This window comes from Lactobacillus apis (assembly GCF_003150935.1).
GTDB lineage: Bacteria > Bacillota > Bacilli > Lactobacillales > Lactobacillaceae > Lactobacillus > Lactobacillus apis.
In genome coordinates, this window is the sequence record NZ_CP029476.1 from 142,657 (window position 1) to 160,079 (window position 17,423).

The following is a 17,423-nucleotide window of genomic DNA, read 5'->3' on the forward strand; positions in this document are numbered from 1 at the left end:
ACTCAATAAAGGAGGGGTGCGATGATTCAGCAACCTGAATTAACTGTCATCATGCCAGTTTACAATGTTGAAAAATATTTGGCTCGTGCGCTTGATCATTTAGCTAAGCAAGACGATCCAAACTTCAAATTGTTAATTGTTAATGATGGCTCAACTGATAGCACAAGAAAAATTGCGGAACAATATCGTGATCAATTCCGCTATTTCAACATAATTAATAAGCCTAATGGCGGTCTTTCGGATGCGCGTAATGTTGGGATTGAAAATGTCGATACACCATATTTCACTTTTCATGATGGCGATGATTGGGTCGATTCTGGCTACACAGCCTTTTTCGTTCGCGCTTTTCATGATCATCCTGATGCAGCAATGGTATCTTGTGGTTTTTGGTTAGATTACGAAAATAAAGAGGGGTCAATTCCGGCCACTAAGAAAAATGTTCATGGTATGAAGAATAAATTGCGTACATACCAGTTAGTAGGTAATCCCTTAGGTTCACTGATGGACAATCATTTTTTAGCTACACCAGTTAAGGGCTATACGTGGAATAAGGGCTATAAATTATCTGTAGTTAAACATAATCATTTGCATTTTATGAGCGATTTGGCCTTTATGGAGGACCAGATTTTTACTGTTCAATATCTTGCGTTAACCGATGGTTTTTATTGCGATAGTACGCCGCTATATCATTATTGGCAACGCAAGGATAGTATGGTTCACAAGTTTAACTTGAAAATGATTCCCGATAACTTTAAGGCAAATTACTTCATCATTAGAACAATGATTCATAGCTTGTGGCAAGAGCATAAAAAAGAAAAAGGCACTAAGCATGAGCTAATTGAGGCAAGTGAAAGGGATCAGCGATGAAAGAACTAGTCAATGGTAATGAACTCTATTACAGCAAGCTTGGTAAAGGCGAGCCACTTCTTCTTTTGCATGGTCATCACCTTGATGGCGGGATGTTTGATCAAATTATTGCGCCGCTTGGCCTTTATTATACTGTCTATGTCCTCGACATGCGCGGGCACGGTTTAAGTGAGGGTGAAATTGCCAAGCATTATCAAACTGAAGTTGATGATGTCGCTGCTTTTATTAAGCAAGTTGACATTAGGGGCTGCTATTGTTTTGGCTTTGACGCTGGTGGTTTGGTTGCAATGATGCTTGCAAGCCAAGATCAAACTATTTTTAAGAAATTAATGGTAGCTGGTGTTTTCGTCAATGGTAATGGCATTAAGCCGTATCATTATTTAACGGAAGGCGTAATGCGCTTTTTAAAACGCAACCGTGATAGCGAAGTTGAATTGACTGAAAGTTTCATGTCAGTAGACAGCTTAAAGGCAATTTCAATTCCAACATATTGTGTTGTGGGCGAAAAAGACTGGGTTAAAGTTGAGCATGTTCGCTGGTATAGTCAAATTATCCCTCAAGGACAATTAATGATTATGCCGCGCCAAAAGCATGAAAGTTATGCAGTTAGAAGTTTTAAACTGCTTAATTTAATGGAAGATTTTTTTAAATAATTATCAATATACAAGGGCCGAAGATTTTTTTTCGGCTTTTTGTTTGATTTTTGTCCTTTTCTGGGCATTACTAGTCTTTTTTAGTTATAATAGGTCATGCAAAGTTAGTATTTTGAATAAAGAGGTAGCTATGAATAAAGAAGAAATTCTTCAGTTGATGCACCCAATGAAGTTAATTGGGTTAAGTGGGAATCCGGTTTTAAATGAAAAGATTGCCACAATTTTAAAGAAACCGTTAATCGAAACTGCTGTTCAGCATTTTAGCGATGGCGAAATTCAAGTTAATATCGGCGAAAGTGTCAGAGGTTGTGACGTTTTTGTTATCCAGTCAATTCAAGATCCAGTAAATGAAAACTTCATGGAACTTGAGATTGTGTTAGATGCTCTCCATCGTGCTTCTGCACACCGAATTAACGTGGTTATCCCTTACCTAGCATATTCACGTTCAGATACCAAAACACGTTCACGTGAACCAATTACAGCTAAGTTAATTGCTAATTTACTGCAAATAACAGGTATGGATCACTTGATTGTTTTGGATCTTCACGCTTCGCAAATTCAAGGCTTCTACAATGTGCCAGTTGATCACTTACACGCTATGCCACTTTTAGCGCAATACTTCCTTGACAATGGTATTGCAACTAAAGAAGATGATGACATTGTCGTTGTTTCACCAGATCACTCTGGCGCAAAATTGGCACGTAATTTTGGGCAATTTTTTGATGCTCCAATTGCAATCGTTGATCAACGTCGCGCACGCTATGATGCTGATGTTCATGACATTATTGGAGATGTTAAAGGTAAAAAGTGTATCATTGTCGACGATTTGATTGATACAGGTTCAAGAATTTCTTCATCAACTAAGTCTGTTTTGGCAGCGGGTGCTAATAAGGTCTATGTTGCTGCAACTCATGCACTTCTTTCACAAAACGCGCTAGAAACACTTAATGAGTTACCAATTGAGCAGATTGTTGTCACGGACACAATCAAGCACAATCATTATCCTGACCGGATGGTTCGGATTTCAGTTGACTTACTACTTGCGCGGGGAATTAACTATGTTTATAATGATCGTTCAATGCACTTGCTGAGTGAAAGTGACTTGAAGTAATTTAACAATTTATACACTTTATTGCTGTACACATAAACCTTTGTGTAGCAACAATTGTGCTGTTTTTGTGTATTTTTGTTTATTTATTTCATAACACTGATATAATAAGAACAAAATGTGTAAGAATGGAGAAACCATAAAATGGCACGACGTAAAAACTTCAAGAGAAGACGAATAATTTTAAGTAATACCTTCAATTTGATTAGGGAAAACGGAATGGACAATGTATCCTTTCAGATGATTGCAGAAAAATCCGGAATTTCTAAATCTCTTCTTCAATCGTACTATCCACATAAAGCAAAATTAACTGATGATGTGGTTCGCAATATCCTTAATACGCTGGATGAACAGGTAAGAAAGTTCAATCCTACTAAGGAAGGTAACATTTGTGCTCGTACCAAAGCGTTTATTTACACAGTTGCGATGCTCGGCATTTATGATAAGGGACTCAAGCGAATTATTTCAGAGGTCTTCAGTAGCAATGAAACACTTGATAACTGGAGTAGTATGCTCAATAGCTGGGTAAAAGAAAACCAGATTTTTGACGAAGATCACTACAATCTTAATGAAGTAGAGTATGGTATTGCTTTTGTTGTAACTGGCGTTGGACGCCTCTATCATGATAGCAGTCGATTTAATCTTTCTGCAGAACAGTTGGCAGATTATGCTACTAGTTCATTGATGTATAGCTTTTTGCATTGTAATCAAGAGCAAGTAGATAAAGCACTTGAAGCAGGTCATAAGATAATTAAGTCAATTGACATTAAAGCAATTCACAATGCAATTGATACAATGTTTGATGAAGATAAGGAGATCGTCTGTTAGAAAGGACATATATGACAAGCAGTGCGCAAACAGATTTGCGTAGAGTCACTCAGGAAGAAAAGCACCAATATCAAAAGGCTTTATCTTTTATTATTTTATTAATTGTAACCTTGGTAATGGTCTCAGTGACTTTTCTCAATCCTTTTTTTATGAAAGGACAAATTAGGTCTGAAAGCAATCAAGTTGTGGTTGTCAGACAAGTCAATAGGCACTTTAATACGCTCGCAAGAGAAATTGGGGCGTGGCAAACTGATGACGCTAATTTATTAACAACTAAGCAGACACAACCAATTGCCGACCACATTATTGATTACACTTTAAAGCCATGGTTTAAAGTAAACAAGTTAACTTTAGCTAACGATATCTTGTATGATATTAATTTGAATATCGATCAGGGAGCATCGAGTGATGCGCAGCTAGTGCAAGAAAAATTGAAAAAGCAAGGTAGTAATGCCCCATATGAAGTAATGGATGCATTTAGTTTGAATACCGTCACTGTTGGTGGAAATGTTGCCTTTGGTCTTTTATTGTTAAATATTGTTTTAATGATAATGGCCGTAATTAGTCTGCGCTCATTATTCAATGAAATAAGAGCAGTCTTTACTAAAAAGATGCTGATACATGTTACGACTGCATCAATTATGTGGGCAGGCTTTTGGCTAATACTGGTTGCAGGAATATTTGCCCTTATTCCAGTCATAATTAATGTTGAAGGTGTTGCAGTTTTAGGCTATTTACTTGAAATTGGCAGCAGTATTTTCCTTGATTTTGTGATTGTTGGCGTGCTTTTGTACGTTTTCAGTGCAATTCCTTGGAAGATTACTTCTCCTAATAATTAAGGCTTCAGCTATTTATACGTGATTGAAAAATGACCAAAGGAGTCAAACATGAAAATCTATTTTGCAAACGCACTGTTCTCTCAGGCAGAACTTAATTACAATGCGCAACTCGCAGCTAAAATTAGACAATTAGATCAAACGATTGATTTATACTTACCTCAAGAAAATGACTCAATCAATAACAAGCAGGCTTACGCTGATTCCAAGATGATTGCCCAAGCCGACACAGAAAAATTGCTTGCCAGCGATTTGATGGTGGCAGTTCTTGATGGCTTAAGCATTGATAATGGTGTGGCTAGTGAAATTGGTGTTGCTTATGCAAAAGAAATTCCAATTATCGGTCTTTATACGGACACACGTCAACAGGGTAGTAGTAACCAGCAAAAGCTACAGGCATTAGGTCAAATTGCTGAGAATCAGTTCCATTATGTTAACTTGTATACAACCGGGTTAATTAAACTTAATGGTACAATTGTTAATAGCGAAGCTGACTTACTTGAAGCAGTTAAAAAATATCTCTAATAAAAAAGCACGATTCCATTATTATTAAAGGGAATCGCGCTTTTATTGTTTTAACTGAAATAATTTAAAACGGTAGCTAGTGATACCGCTAATATCGACGCGGTATTCGTGTCCGGAAATTAAAGGTATATCACCCGGTAAATAGCTAATAACTGATTGAAAGTTACCATAGCCGGCATCACTAAAGTTTTCAACTTTTTTAGCTTGATAACTGATGCCAGTGTCTTCATCAGTTATTGTAATTTGCGGGGTTCCTTCAATTACTTGATCAGAAAGATAAAGTGACCAAGCAATGTTTTTCCCTTTCAAAAGTTCGATGGGAAAAACACCTGCTTCTGGATAGGCGACTTGCGCCTGGCTGGCCAGGCGAAAAGCATCAGTCGAATTGATGACTTTTTGAACTGAATAACGATAACCATTTTTGCCATAAGCTGCACCAAGTCCAATGGTAGTTAGCCTGGTTGACAGTAGCCAGGCGCGATGTCCCGTATCTGTTCCTGAGAGATTGTATGAATCAGTGAGTAAATCCGTTACGACGTCTCCAGCAGACTGGTTGCATGTATTAAAGTTCAGGTTTGCTGCATTAGAGGTCGAACGTGCAATTTGCCAAGTTCCACGATTGACAATTTTCGGCCTTTTTTCGTAAGGTAAATTATGCTGATTAATTAAAGGGTTGGCATTAAGTAGTGCTAACACTGCTGCTGTTTTTTGAGCACTAATGTTGTCTTGATGATTGTCACTAACTGGTTCTAAGTTGAAGAGCTGACGATAATAGTTAATATAAGCCAGTTGCTGCTCAAGATAAGCAGGTGCTAGTATGCCTTCTTTAAATTTGCGATTAAATTGCGGTTTAACTGCATAAAGATTTGTAGTATTAAAGGTGGTCTGGTCTAGAGCGTTATAGTCTTGCCGAAGCTGCTGAATTTTGGCTGTCTCAGCTGGTGTGAACTCGGCAGCACTAACCACACTAATGTTAAAAGGAAGAACGCAAAGTAAGCTAGTTAATATTAAAATGATTTTACGTGACACTTTACTTTATCCCTCCTGATTCTCAATTTATTATAAGTCAAAATTTTGCAAATCAGTGTTAAAATTTGCAAAATACTAAAATAAAGGTGCTAATTATCAGTTTTTTACGTGTAGGAGAAAGATAATGCCGTTTAATCAGAGAATTCTTAAAGTCCATAATATTCAGATTGAATTAATTAGTGATTTAGATGATTGGGACGGAGTAACTGGTCCAGTCGATCGTGACTTGCGCCAAGTAGTGGTCCAAAAAACTTATGTGGGGAAAAGCCATGCGTATGCCTTGCAGCAAGTCGGTGGCGCAACTTTTGTTTACCGTGGTCGCAAAGGACGCAATGTTTCTTTTAAAAAAAGTTGGCCAACTTTGCGAATAGTGCAAAAAGTAGCAGGTCATACGCAGACTTTTGAAAGTGCCGGGCGAAAGAAGCAATGGTTTGTTGGGGTAAAGCCCAATGACATGAATCAGCAGCAAGGCTGGTCTAGTTGGTCTTCTCAAATTGCTCGCCTAAAGTTACCAAGACTTAGACCGATAACTAACCTTAAGGGTGTGCCATGTCTAACCAACTTAAATCATGCCGGTGAGAAATTCGGAATTGGCTGTCTCAGTGACCAGTTTGCTAGGGTGGAACTGGCTGTTTCGACTGATCAACAAGATGCACTAATTGCGTACGGTGACAATGATCATAATGGCTATTTTGCGCTCTATCAGTTAAATGCGCTTAATGCTGCTCTTGATCAGGCAAAAGCACCTAATAAAGCAGTTGATATTACTCAGCTTAACTGTCTGGATGCATTTATGATTCCTAATTTGTCTGGGAGCAGGGGTCAAGTTGGTTCGTTGCAGGGCTTTGCCCTTAACCATTATTTTGATCAAAGTGGCAAAGAACAAAATGACTTGTATATATCTAGCCAGCCCGCTAGTGACAAGATGGGACACAATCGAAAAATTGTGAAAATTCCGTGGCGTGAATCTAATCCGCTTAATTGGGAGATGGTTGACTTGACTGAGCAGCCCGCATTAGAAATTCCTGGCTATTACACCGAATTTGAGGGTTTACAGTTAATTGGCAATAATGAAGTTTATTTAACAGTTGCATACCACCAGCAATTTTTGGCGAAAAATCCCACTAAAATTAACAAACTTTGTCGCATTAAGTGGGAATAATGCTAATTAAGTAAGATTACGGCTGGACTTAAAAAGAGAGTTAGTAACTAGCAAAATAAGTAAATTCACCTTTCTTGTTTCATAATAAAAGTTCCCTAAGCCGCAGTAAATGGGGGCTTTTTTACATTAAAGAGAACAAATAAGGAAATTTTTTCAAAAAATCGTTTAATTTACACTTTTTTACAAGTTTATTGCCGTATAATTAAAAAGTTAGAAACATTAGTTAAGAGGTAGAATAAATGACTAGAAAAACACAGGTTGGTCTGATCTTTGGTGGCAATTCCTCCGAATATGAAGTATCAATTATGTCGGGCCACAATATTTATAATGCAATTGATAAGGACAAATTTGATGTTTGTCCAATTTGGATTACCAATGACGGTTATTTGGCAAGTAAGGAAGATTCATTTAAAGTTCTTGAGAATCCCAAGTATACTGTAGAAAATCCACATAAAGTCGCGAACATTTCCAATCTGATTGAGCTGGCTGATTTACCTGAAATCGATGTTTTCTTTCCAATTGTTCACGGCAATTTAGGTGAAGATGGTTGTTTGCAGGGACTTTTCCGTATTCTCGACAAGCCATTTGTTGGTGACGATGTTTTGGCATCTGCGGTTACAATGGATAAAGAGTTTACGAAAATCTTAGCTCAACGCGTTGGCGTACCAGTTGCTGACTGGATTTCAATTAAGCGGTTTGAATACGAAGATGTGAATAATGATAAGCGCAATTATGCAAAAGTTAGCGAAAAATTAGGTAGCGACTTGTTTGTGAAGCCATCTAATCAAGGCTCTTCTGTTGGGGTTCATCATGTAACTAATGAACAAGAATTCAATGACGCACTGGAAGATGCATTTAGATATGATGACAAAGTCTTAATTGAAGAAACAATTCATGGAACTGAAGTTGAAACTGCTGTGCTAGGTAATGATAAGCCAATCGTTTCTGGTGTTGGTCAAATTATCAACGCTGAAGGTACTTTTTATAGTTATGAAAATAAGTATGATGATGACTCAACAACTATGTTGCAGATTCCGGCAGATTTACCAGCAGATATTACCGAAAAAGTTCGTTCAAATGCCTTAAAGGTATATCAAGCCACAGAATGTAGTGGTTTATCACGTGTTGACTCAACATTGCGTGAAAGTGATCATCAACTAATTTTAACCGAAATCAATGCGCTACCTGGTTTCACTAACATTAGCATGTACCCTAAATTATTTGAAGAAGCAGGCATCCCATACTCTGAATTAATCACACGTCTAATTGAGTACGCTCAAGAACGCCATGAGCACAAAAAAACACTGCTACATAAACATGATTAAGCTGGATTATGCTGGGAGTATTAATTAATGACAAAAGATAAGCATGATTTTGAAGAGTTAACTGCACCTGCTGCTACTGCTAAGGAATTAAAAATCAGTGTCCCAACTTTGCGGAAGTATTCACTGATTGTTGAAAAAGTGACGGGTAAGCCGGACTATTATGCACGGACAAAGCAAAAAGCCCGTTTATATAGTAAAAAGGACTTACAAGACCTCAAGGACTTTCATAAATTAGCTCAAGATAATGGACTGACGCTGCAAGAGGCAGCCCAACAGATTTTTGCTGTTAGTGATAAAAAAGATAAAGCTAAGAAGGCTGCTCAAACAAAAGCTGAGCAGGAAAAACAAGAAGTGATGTCACCTTCGCAAATGGCAAAATTGCTAACGGCTTTACAGCAGACGATTGTGCAACAAAATTCGGCACTTGATAAATTGCAGAAGCAGTTGAATCGAATTGAAAAGCAAAACAAAGACTTACTAGCTAAGCAAAAAGAACTAGGCCAAAAAGATTCTGACAAAAGTGCCTTTGCTGGGCTACCTGATATTTCAGGTATTATTACGGATGATGAAACGGACTTACTTGATCAAGCCGATCCTGACATCGATAAACCGTTAACAGCTGCGGAGAAGCGTGCCCAAGTTGTCGATGATGGCCAAAAATCAAGTGAAGAAGTTCATGAAGAAATATTAGCTAAAGCTAAGGAAAATGCCGAAAAAAGTGCCAACAATAGTGGCTTGCGGACTTTGACTGATATGCAGATCGAATCCAAAAAGGCACACTGGTGGCAAAGATTTTTGGATATCTAAATAATTAAAAACGACTTTTTAAAGCCGTTTTTTTATTAATATTAAGTTTTAACTTATTAAGCTAAATTAAGATTCCAAATTGCTATTTTTGCGGTAGAGTAGAACCATTATGGATTTAAGGATGGTCAAATTGAAGAGAATTAAGCGACGCTATCTTGTTGCTATGATTGTTGCAGTCATTGGTTTGATTTTGACGGCTTGTACATACTTTGCCACAGACATCTATACTAAGCATGATGTTGCCGTCATCAGCGATAGGCAAATTAAAGATACGCTGGTCGAAAAAAGTACAGATGTGTATGACAACAAGGACGAAACAAGAAAGCAAGTTTTACATTTAAAAATTTTATCGGGCAAATACAAGGGGCAAACCTTCCGTACAGTAAACTATTACTACCCTTCGCAATTGATTACGCAAAAATATCGAGCGGGTCAACGGATTTTTGTTAATATCAAGCACAATGATCCAGCTATTCAGGGACCTAAAAGGGATTGGATACTTGCGCTCGCACTTACGATCATGATGACACTGATGGTGGCCGTTTCTGGTAAAAAAGCCCTGGGCTTGATGTGTTCAATGGCGTTAAGTTGGGCTTTATTTTACTTGCTGATTATGACTGATATTAAGTTAAACGGTTCATATATCGTGCTACTGTTTGGTTTAGCTGATATTGTCTTCTCCTTTTTCAGTTTAGTTCTTGTTCAAGGTTTAAATAAAAAAATGCTAGCGACATGGTTAGCCACAATCCTTGGCACGGTTGTTTCTTTTGCATTATGCTATTTGATTATGCGACTGACAGGAGAATCGGAAATCAAATATGAAACAGGCGATTATGCAACACAAGATCCACGCGGAATTTTTCTGGCGCAAACACTGCTGGGAATCCTCGGTGCAGTTATGGATGAAGCAACAGACATCGTTTCTAGTCTATATGAACTAGTCCAAACTAAAAAGGACTTGACGGCTAAGCAGTTAGTCAAAAGTGGTCGCACCATGGGACAGGAAATAATGGGCCCCTTAATCAATGTTCTAGTACTGATTTTCATGTCAGAAGAATTACCACTGACAATCATTTATTTGCGTGACAATAATACGCTTAGCTCAACCTTTGGCTTTACATTATCACTTGGCGTAACGCAAAGCGTAATTTCGGCCATTGGAATTGTGTTGACCGTTGTCTTTGCAACAGGTTGTAGTCTTCTCTTTTTGGAAGAGAAAAAGAGAAAGGAGTGGAAGCAAATTTGAGTACGTTAATGGCACTAATTATTGTTTTAGCAATTCTGATGACCATCGTTGGCGGTGAAACTGGAATTAGAAGCTTTTTCAGTGTACTGATTAACACACTGCTATTGATCTTGCTGGCAATTTTAATCTCATGGGGCATTAATATTCCAATTTTGATTCTGATTTTTATTCCACTAAAATTAGTAACAATTATTTTCCTAGGGACACATGACTATCAGGTGGCCAAAAATTCGTTTACCTGTTCGTTTATTGTCTGCTTAGTCGTCAGTGTGCTGATTTTAGGCTGTGAATGGCTTGCTCAAGCTGCGGGCCTTGGGCCAGAAGCGGGTGAAATTTTGGTTGGTTTATCGCAAATGCCAGGATTAAGCTACCCACTAATTGCTGTAGCTGTTGCGATTTTTTCGACCTTAGGTGCAGTTGCTGAAGCCGCAGTTGCAATGAGCTCTGGTTTATTAGAAATCAAAAAGCACAATCCGGAAATTTCACACGAGGATTTAATGGCGAGCGGGTCTAAAATAGGTAATGATGTATTAGGAACATCAATGAACACGATTTTATTTGGAATGTTTGGCAGCTTTTTATCTCTATTTTTATGGTATATTAGGCTAAATTACACTTTAGGTGAAATTCTCAACGAAAAGATGTTTGTTAATGAAATTTTGATTGTCATGTACTCGCTGATTGCCGTACTGCTAACGGTACCCCTATCAACGGCTTTCTTGGCAAAGAATATGGTGAAGCATGAGGTAAAAGAATGAAAGTAACAGATTTAACATTAACTAACTTTAACAACAGGGCATTTAACGTGCACACATACACTTTGGATTCGATTGGAGATTTAGTAACCGCTAAACATCCGCTCGCAATTGTTATTCCTGGTGGTAGTTTTGATCATTTATCCTTGCGCGAAGGGGAGCCGGTTGCATTAGCTTTTAATAATTGCGGCTTTAATAGTGTAGTGATGGAATATAATTTGGTTCAAGATGAGGGCGATATATACCCTGATGCAGGACTTGACGTTTTAAGCACGGTTAAATACTTCCGTGATCACGCCGCTGAATATGAAATTGATCCGGAAAGAATTGTTACAGTTGGCTTTTCGGCCGGTGGGCACGTTGCTAGCTTGGCTAATAGCATGGCCAATTCACCGGAATACCAAAAAGAATTTAATTTTACTAGTAAAGCGGTGTTGCCAAATAAGACGATTCTAGGTTACCCACTAATTAACCTAGCTAAAATTGGTTTTGATATTCCAGAAGATGAATTGGACAAGGTGCCTGCTGATGATTTCGTTAAAAATAGTGCATTAGGTGTAACAGATAAAACACCAGCAACCTTTATTTTCCATGCGTGGGATGATCCAATTGTACTCGTCAACAATACATTGGAATATCTTGAAGCTTTACGTGAACATAATGTGCCGTGTGAGGCGCATCTATTCAATCGCGGTGGTCATGGCTTTTCACTTGCTCGAACTGATATGGTGGTTAAGGGAAGAGAATGGCAAGATAATCCACATGCTGGTCACTGGTTCGAATTAGCACAAGAATGGTTAAAGAGTGAATGGTAAAAAAGAAGCGATTAGCTTCTTTTTTATTAACCTGAAAAGTTGAATCAATAAATCAAAAACAACTTGTAAAAGTGCCTAAATAATGGACTATTTTGGCTGAAAAGTATTGCATTTATTTGCTGAGGGTATATAATGGCACATATTTGAATCAAAAGAAAGGACATGATTTTTTGAAGTTAACGAAAATAAAAGTTTTGACAGCAATTAATGGCGTACTAACTTTGAGCAGTCTAATCATGTTATTCTTTGGATTGTGCAATCAAGTTAATGAGTCAGACGCCTTTTTAAAAGATGAGCAAACAATTGCTTTGAACAGTAATAATGGTTTGTTTATCTTGGCTGCAATTATTGCGCTGATGGTTTTTGGCTTTGCCTTCTTTGCCAACTGGCTTAAGGTAGAACCAGCTAAGGCTCATTTATTACGACACAGAGCTTAAAAAGTAAAAAAGCTGTTCTCAATTGATGGAGGAACAGCTTTTTATTTTCTATTTTTAAGGGAGAAGAATATTGCAGACAGTTGAAAACAGTGTATACGATCCATTTTTACCCACCTTACCATTTTTACCCACCTTATTACTATCAATGCATGAAGAATACGTAAATGAAATTTTAATCGGTCAAAAAGTGATTGAGTATCGTAAACGTTTCTTTAAGGACAGCTTCCAGGCCTTTGTGTACACAACTGGTAAAAATGGTGGCATTGAATTGTTTATTAAATGTCCCTCATTAATTCAAAATGATGCGAATACCTTGGCTAAAATTGGCCAGTTGATTCAACACGACCAATATGAAGAAATATATGATTATTTTATGCCGAAAAATGATGGCTGCATTATTCCGATTCTCAATAAAGCTACCTGTTTCTTGATCGCCCTGATAAGCAGAAATTGCTAGCGTATTTGCTAAAGCAGGAATGTGGCACACAAAAAGAAAACCAGTGGGGAAAATATTTTGCCGAGATTGAGCAAATGCTCAAAACAAATAAATAGTAAATAAAAAGCCTAACAAATTGTTAGACTTTTTTATTTTTGGGAAACGAATTTTAATACCAGTGATGAGCTAACCAGAAGTTCTTGGCATTAACCCATGAACCGTAACGGCCATATACGTAGTTATCAGCAACACGTTCCTGGTTTTTGGGAGATAAGTCACCTTTTAAGTAGTTGATGTTTAATTGATATTTACCGTAACAAACACCATTTCTAGCGTAGTAGTTACCACCAGATTCACGCATCGCAATCCAGTTCTTTGCAGCACGTTCAGCACTTGACTGTTTTTTGGCAGCTTGAACCGTTTGAACATCAGAGTGGTCAGTAGTTACTTGTGCAATTGTGGTAAAGCTAAACGATAAGGCTAACGCGGCGACTAACTTTAAAATAATACTTTTACTTTTCTTCAATTTCTTCATTCCCTGTTTAAACTTGATTTATTGTTATTGATAATACTACACAAGCAATATTTCATTGCTGTTACAAAACAAACACGCAAAGCTTACAAACGAGTTTTAATGTTATTTCCTAATAGTTTTGGTAAAATTTGTTATATTGCTATATCTAGGAGGCAGACAATGACAGTAAAACATTTTTATGAAACTTTCCATCCCGAGCATTACGATCTCTATATTGAGGTAAACCGGGAACAGAAAACCATTAAAGGTACTACTACAATTACAGGTGAGGCCATTGAGGATTCAATCATGGTCAACCAAAAATACCTGACGATCGTTTCAGTGACTAGCGAAGGCCAAGATGTTCCTTTCACAGTCGATGATGAAAAAGAAGCAATTAAGATAGATTTGGGTAAGACTGGCAAGACAGAAGTTGAAATTAAGTATTCTGCTCCTTTAACTGATACCATGATGGGCATTTATCCATCATATTACACAGTAGATGGGATTAAAAAGCAGATTATCGGTACGCAATTTGAAACAACCTCTGCTCGTCAAGCTTTTCCATGTGTTGATGAACCTGAAGCTAAGGCTACTTTTTCTTTGGCACTGAAATATGATGAACATGAAGGCGAAACAACTATTGCTAACATGCCTGAAATTAAGGTTGAAGACGGTGTACACTACTTTGAAAAAACCGTTAGAATGTCCAGCTATCTAATTGCTTTTGCATTTGGTGAATTGCAATCTAAGATGACTGAAACCAAAGATGGTGTAAAAGTTGGTGTCTTTGCAACAAAGGCACACCAAGCAAAAGAATTAGACTTTGCTTTAGACATTGCTAAGCGAGCAATTGAATTTTATGAAGAATTCTATCAAACTAAGTATCCATTACCACATTCGTGGCAACTTGCATTGCCAGACTTTTCAGCTGGTGCGATGGAAAACTGGGGTCTAATTACTTACCGTGAGGCAGCAATTTTACTTGATCCAGATAATGCAACTGCTGACCAAAAAGCATATGTTGCAACTGTAATTGCTCACGAACTGGCTCACCAATGGTTTGGTGACTTGGTTACAATGAAGTGGTGGGATGACCTGTGGCTTAATGAAAGTTTTGCCAACATGATGGAATACGTCTCAGTTGATGCACTTGAACCTGAGTGGCATGTCTGGGATAACACATACCAGGTTTCTGAAGTGCCAGCCGCTTTAAACCGTGATGCAACTGATGGTGTTCAATCGGTTCACGTTGAAGTAGAGCATCCAGCTGATATTGATTCGATTTTCGACAGTGCGATTGTTTATGCTAAGGGCTCAAGGATGCTTGTAATGGTAAGAGCATTGCTTGGCGATGATGCCTTACGTAAGGGCCTCAAATATTATTTCGATCAACACAAGTTTGGCAATGCAACTGGTGATGACCTTTGGGATGCCTTATCAACTGCAACTGATTTGGACATTGGCAAAATTATGCATACTTGGTTAGATCAACCTGGTTACCCTGTAGTTAGTGCTAAAGTTGACGCAAATGGTCATTTGATCTTAACACAGAAGCAATTCTTTGCTGGCGAAGGTAAGGAAATTGGCCGCAAGTGGGCAATTCCGCTAAATGCAAACTTTGACGCACCTCAGATTATGTCTGATAGAGAACTCGATCTTGGTGATTATAGTGACTTACGTGCAAAAGCAGGTCACGCACTACGCCTTAATGTTGGTAATAGCTCACACTTTATCGTTAACTACGACGAAACGCTGATGGCTGATATTATTGCTGAAGTTGACGACTTAAAGCCTGTTGATCAATTACAATTATTGCAAGATTTGGGTCTTTTAGCTCAAGGCAACCAGATTTCATATGCAGAAATCGTGCCATTGTTACCCAAATTTGCTGACTCTGATTCTAACATCGTAATTGGTGCTTTATTCAGTGCTGTAGCTAGTTTACGTAAGTTTGTCACACCAGATTCTGATGAAGAAAAGAACTTAAAGCAATTTACTAATCAACTTTCAAGTAAACAAGTAGAACGTCTTGGCTGGGAAGCTAAAAAAACAGATACTGCTGATGAGCTACAAATTCGTCCAACTGAATTATCAGCTGCATTATATGCTGGCAACCCAGCTGTGATAAAAGCAGGTCACCAAATTTTTGCCGAAAACGAGGCAGACTTAATTAAGATTGAAGCTTCAGTTCGACCATATGTTTTGATTAACGAAACTAAAAACTACCACAGTTCAGAGCTTATTGAACGCCTAGTTAAAGAGTATCAAACTGCAGTTGATCCATACTTTAAGCAAGACCTTATGGCAGCCATAACTTCAACTCAGGACAAGGAAGACCTTAAGCAAATTGTTGATAACTTTGAAAACAATGACATTATCAAACCACAAGATTTGCGTTCATGGTACTTCTCAGTTCTTTCTAACAAGCAAGGTGAGCAACTAGCTTGGGATTGGATTCGTGCTGAATGGGCTTGGCTTGAAAAGACTATCGGTGGCGATATGGAATTTACAAGTTTTATAACTGTTACGGCAAAAGCATTCCATACCCTAGCTCGCTTAGAGGAATTCACTACTTTCTTTGAACCAAAAATTGATCAACCTGGTTTAGGCCGAGAGATTCAAATGGATACTAAGGTTATTGCTACTAAGGCTGACTTAGTAACTAAAGAACAGGCAGTTGTTAACCAGAAGATTAATGAAGCTATTACTAAATAGTTTCATTCAGAAATATTGGCGATCGCGTCATGATTTTTAGATAAAAAAAGCAATGCTTAATTTAAAGCATTGCTTTTTTGCTTAGGATTTAACTCTAATCATAAACAATTACTGGCTCATGTTTAGTTACGTTACGCCAAACTTTTTTCGCTTCAGCTGGTTTAATGTTAACGCAACCGTGTGAACCACCACGGAGGTAGGCGGTTTTAGTCCAATCACCACGCCAGCTTGCGTCGTGCAGGCCACAACCACTTAAGGTAAATGGCATCCAATATTTAACTGGTGAGGCATATTTTGAACCATCATTGTTACGTCCACGAAGAACAGATGGGGATTCTTTATAGTGAATGTACCAAACACCAGTAGGAGTTCTGTTGCCTTTACCGCCATTTTTGGTTCCTGTAACCACATCGTTTAGGTAAACAACCAATTTTCCCTTTTTGACGATCCAAAGTGCCTGCTTTTTCAAGGAAACAACAATATAGTCGTCACCAATGCCATGATTATTTTGACCATAGCCGAGTCCGTAGGTACTGTAACCTAGACCGTAAATATAGTCTTTACCATCTAATTTGGTTTTCCCGGTTAAGAAGGCTTGTTCAATTGCTGCTTGTGCTTTTTTAACGTTAACCCCCCAGCCATAACTTTCATTTTTAACAGTAATTTCCTTGCCATCCAATTTTTTCTTGACCGGAACAGTGAATTTATAACTTTTGTGCAAGGTTGTAACTTCCTGATCAATCTGGTTAAGCTTGGCGGTTAAGTTTTCGGAGTTAATGAAGTTAAACTTGCCTTGTTTGAAAGTAACTTCGTTAAGCAAGTCGCGGGCTTGCAATTTGTATGACTTGCCAGCGATTTGATAATTCAATTTTGCTTGACTAACATTTTTAAGCGCATCATTAGCTGCTGCAAGATCTGTGTATTTGTAGTCAAAAATTCGTTTATCAGGCATTGTCGTGTGCTGTTTATCGAAATATTTTTTAACTTCTTCGCGCTGGATTGTCTTAAGCTTGGGATCGCGTTCAATTGAAACCTTACCTTTTTCCAACACAACCATATTGTTAGCTTTTGCATTGACTTTATTCGTTGCTTTATCAACAGTTAGATTTCCCACTTTTACACCATAAATGGTTACATTAGGGTTAAAATGAGTAATAGCAAATTCTTTGGCTGCCTTTTGTGATTCAACGTGCCGGTTATATAAAATAACACCAAAGACAACGGCTAAAATCATGAAGATGCCAACCATAATTAAATAAAAGTTGTTGCGATTGTTGTGTTTCTGTAAGTCTTTTCTAGATTGCATAATTTTACCCACTATAAATAACTTTTTATAAAATAATTGCGGTTCCAGTTTATCAT

At 37.8% G+C, this 17,423-nt stretch carries 18 protein-coding genes; 15 read left to right on the plus strand and 3 right to left on the minus strand.

What is annotated here, in order from left to right; all coding sequences use genetic code 11:
* Positions 1-21: 21 nt before the first annotated feature.
* From DKL56_RS00655 to DKL56_RS00680, 6 genes are all read left to right on the plus strand, one after another.
* Positions 22-867, plus strand: coding sequence for a glycosyltransferase family 2 protein (locus DKL56_RS00655; protein ID WP_074426071.1), 846 nt, complete (start codon positions 22-24; stop codon positions 865-867).
* Positions 864-1,520: an alpha/beta fold hydrolase gene (locus DKL56_RS00660; RefSeq protein WP_046305893.1), complete on the plus strand. Its 657-nt coding sequence runs from the start codon at positions 864-866 to the stop codon at positions 1,518-1,520. The genes DKL56_RS00655 and DKL56_RS00660 overlap by 4 nt, the downstream gene beginning before the upstream one ends.
* 130 nt (positions 1,521-1,650) lie before the next feature.
* Positions 1,651-2,631, plus strand: a complete 981-nt coding sequence (locus tag DKL56_RS00665) for a ribose-phosphate diphosphokinase (protein ID WP_109715034.1) — start codon at positions 1,651-1,653, stop codon at positions 2,629-2,631.
* Positions 2,632-2,772: 141 nt separating this feature from the next.
* Positions 2,773-3,456: a TetR/AcrR family transcriptional regulator gene (locus DKL56_RS00670; RefSeq protein ID WP_074426068.1), complete on the plus strand. Its 684-nt coding sequence runs from the start codon at positions 2,773-2,775 to the stop codon at positions 3,454-3,456.
* Between the two features lie 11 nt (positions 3,457-3,467).
* Entirely contained in the window at positions 3,468-4,295 is an 828-nt protein-coding gene (locus DKL56_RS00675) for a hypothetical protein (protein ID WP_109715035.1), read from the plus strand.
* A gap of 48 nt (positions 4,296-4,343) precedes the next feature.
* Positions 4,344-4,817, plus strand: coding sequence for a nucleoside 2-deoxyribosyltransferase (locus DKL56_RS00680; RefSeq protein WP_109715036.1), 474 nt, complete (start codon positions 4,344-4,346; stop codon positions 4,815-4,817).
* A 42-nt stretch (positions 4,818-4,859) separates the two neighbouring features.
* Here the strand turns inward: DKL56_RS00680 and DKL56_RS00685 are convergent, their stop codons facing one another.
* Complete coding sequence (locus tag DKL56_RS00685) at positions 4,860-5,846, minus strand: CAP domain-containing protein (protein ID WP_109715037.1); 987 nt, start codon at positions 5,844-5,846, stop codon at positions 4,860-4,862.
* 124 nt (positions 5,847-5,970) lie between these two features.
* On the opposite strand from DKL56_RS00685, the gene DKL56_RS00690 reads away from it, so the two are divergent.
* The 8 genes from DKL56_RS00690 (at position 5,971) to DKL56_RS00725 (ending at position 12,850) form a co-directional block, all read left to right on the plus strand.
* Positions 5,971-7,008 (plus strand): helveticin J family class III bacteriocin, encoded by a 1,038-nt coding sequence (locus DKL56_RS00690; protein ID WP_109715038.1) that lies wholly within the window; start codon positions 5,971-5,973, stop codon positions 7,006-7,008.
* Positions 7,009-7,247: 239 nt separating this feature from the next.
* On the plus strand, positions 7,248-8,333 hold the full coding sequence (locus tag DKL56_RS00695) for a D-alanine--D-alanine ligase family protein (protein ID WP_109715039.1): 1,086 nt from the start codon (positions 7,248-7,250) through the stop codon (positions 8,331-8,333).
* A 27-nt stretch (positions 8,334-8,360) separates the two neighbouring features.
* Entirely contained in the window at positions 8,361-9,140 is a 780-nt protein-coding gene (locus DKL56_RS00700; protein ID WP_109715040.1) for a transcriptional regulator, read from the plus strand.
* A 163-nt stretch (positions 9,141-9,303) separates the two neighbouring features.
* Positions 9,304-10,386 (plus strand): YibE/F family protein, encoded by a 1,083-nt coding sequence (locus tag DKL56_RS00705; protein ID WP_390885306.1) that lies wholly within the window; start codon positions 9,304-9,306, stop codon positions 10,384-10,386.
* Positions 10,383-11,144, plus strand: coding sequence for a YibE/F family protein (locus DKL56_RS00710; protein ID WP_046306197.1), 762 nt, complete (start codon positions 10,383-10,385; stop codon positions 11,142-11,144). Before DKL56_RS00705 ends, DKL56_RS00710 begins: the two co-directional genes overlap by 4 nt.
* Positions 11,141-11,956 (plus strand): alpha/beta hydrolase, encoded by an 816-nt coding sequence (locus DKL56_RS00715; protein ID WP_109715041.1) that lies wholly within the window; start codon positions 11,141-11,143, stop codon positions 11,954-11,956. Before DKL56_RS00710 ends, DKL56_RS00715 begins: the two co-directional genes overlap by 4 nt.
* 170 nt (positions 11,957-12,126) lie before the next feature.
* Positions 12,127-12,393 (plus strand): hypothetical protein, encoded by a 267-nt coding sequence (locus DKL56_RS00720; protein WP_162542490.1) that lies wholly within the window; start codon positions 12,127-12,129, stop codon positions 12,391-12,393.
* A gap of 70 nt (positions 12,394-12,463) precedes the next feature.
* On the plus strand, positions 12,464-12,850 hold the full coding sequence (locus DKL56_RS00725; RefSeq protein ID WP_109715043.1) for a hypothetical protein: 387 nt from the start codon (positions 12,464-12,466) through the stop codon (positions 12,848-12,850).
* 148 nt (positions 12,851-12,998) lie between these two features.
* Here DKL56_RS00725 and DKL56_RS00730 read toward each other — a convergent pair whose 3' ends face one another.
* Positions 12,999-13,364, minus strand: coding sequence for an aggregation-promoting factor C-terminal-like domain-containing protein (locus DKL56_RS00730; RefSeq protein ID WP_074426058.1), 366 nt, complete (start codon positions 13,362-13,364; stop codon positions 12,999-13,001).
* A gap of 159 nt (positions 13,365-13,523) precedes the next feature.
* Here DKL56_RS00730 and DKL56_RS00735 point away from each other — a divergent pair, with 159 nt between their 5' ends.
* Positions 13,524-16,061, plus strand: a complete 2,538-nt coding sequence (locus DKL56_RS00735; RefSeq protein ID WP_109715044.1) for a M1 family metallopeptidase — start codon at positions 13,524-13,526, stop codon at positions 16,059-16,061.
* Between the two features lie 94 nt (positions 16,062-16,155).
* Here DKL56_RS00735 and DKL56_RS00740 read toward each other — a convergent pair whose 3' ends face one another.
* Positions 16,156-17,367, minus strand: a complete 1,212-nt coding sequence (locus DKL56_RS00740; protein WP_109715045.1) for a L,D-transpeptidase family protein — start codon at positions 17,365-17,367, stop codon at positions 16,156-16,158.
* Positions 17,368-17,423: the final 56 nt, after the last annotated feature.

What these genes read in the sequence shown, in the direction of transcription:
- DKL56_RS00655 (WP_074426071.1), top strand. Translation starts at nt 22, where the DNA reads ATGATTCAGCAACCTGAATTAACTGTCATCATGCCAGTTTACAATGTT.
- DKL56_RS00660 (WP_046305893.1), top strand. Translation starts at nt 864, where the DNA reads ATGAAAGAACTAGTCAATGGTAATGAACTCTATTACAGCAAGCTTGGT.
- DKL56_RS00665 (WP_109715034.1), top strand. Translation starts at nt 1,651, where the DNA reads ATGAATAAAGAAGAAATTCTTCAGTTGATGCACCCAATGAAGTTAATT.
- DKL56_RS00670 (WP_074426068.1), top strand. Translation starts at nt 2,773, where the DNA reads ATGGCACGACGTAAAAACTTCAAGAGAAGACGAATAATTTTAAGTAAT.
- DKL56_RS00675 (WP_109715035.1), top strand. Translation starts at nt 3,468, where the DNA reads ATGACAAGCAGTGCGCAAACAGATTTGCGTAGAGTCACTCAGGAAGAA.
- DKL56_RS00680 (WP_109715036.1), top strand. Translation starts at nt 4,344, where the DNA reads ATGAAAATCTATTTTGCAAACGCACTGTTCTCTCAGGCAGAACTTAAT.
- DKL56_RS00690 (WP_109715038.1), top strand. Translation starts at nt 5,971, where the DNA reads ATGCCGTTTAATCAGAGAATTCTTAAAGTCCATAATATTCAGATTGAA.
- DKL56_RS00695 (WP_109715039.1), top strand. Translation starts at nt 7,248, where the DNA reads ATGACTAGAAAAACACAGGTTGGTCTGATCTTTGGTGGCAATTCCTCC.
- DKL56_RS00700 (WP_109715040.1), top strand. Translation starts at nt 8,361, where the DNA reads ATGACAAAAGATAAGCATGATTTTGAAGAGTTAACTGCACCTGCTGCT.
- DKL56_RS00705 (WP_390885306.1), top strand. Translation starts at nt 9,304, where the DNA reads ATGATTGTTGCAGTCATTGGTTTGATTTTGACGGCTTGTACATACTTT.
- DKL56_RS00715 (WP_109715041.1), top strand. Translation starts at nt 11,141, where the DNA reads ATGAAAGTAACAGATTTAACATTAACTAACTTTAACAACAGGGCATTT.
- DKL56_RS00730 (WP_074426058.1), bottom strand. Translation starts at nt 13,364, where the DNA reads ATGAAGAAATTGAAGAAAAGTAAAAGTATTATTTTAAAGTTAGTCGCC.
- DKL56_RS00735 (WP_109715044.1), top strand. Translation starts at nt 13,524, where the DNA reads ATGACAGTAAAACATTTTTATGAAACTTTCCATCCCGAGCATTACGAT.
- DKL56_RS00740 (WP_109715045.1), bottom strand. Translation starts at nt 17,367, where the DNA reads ATGCAATCTAGAAAAGACTTACAGAAACACAACAATCGCAACAACTTT.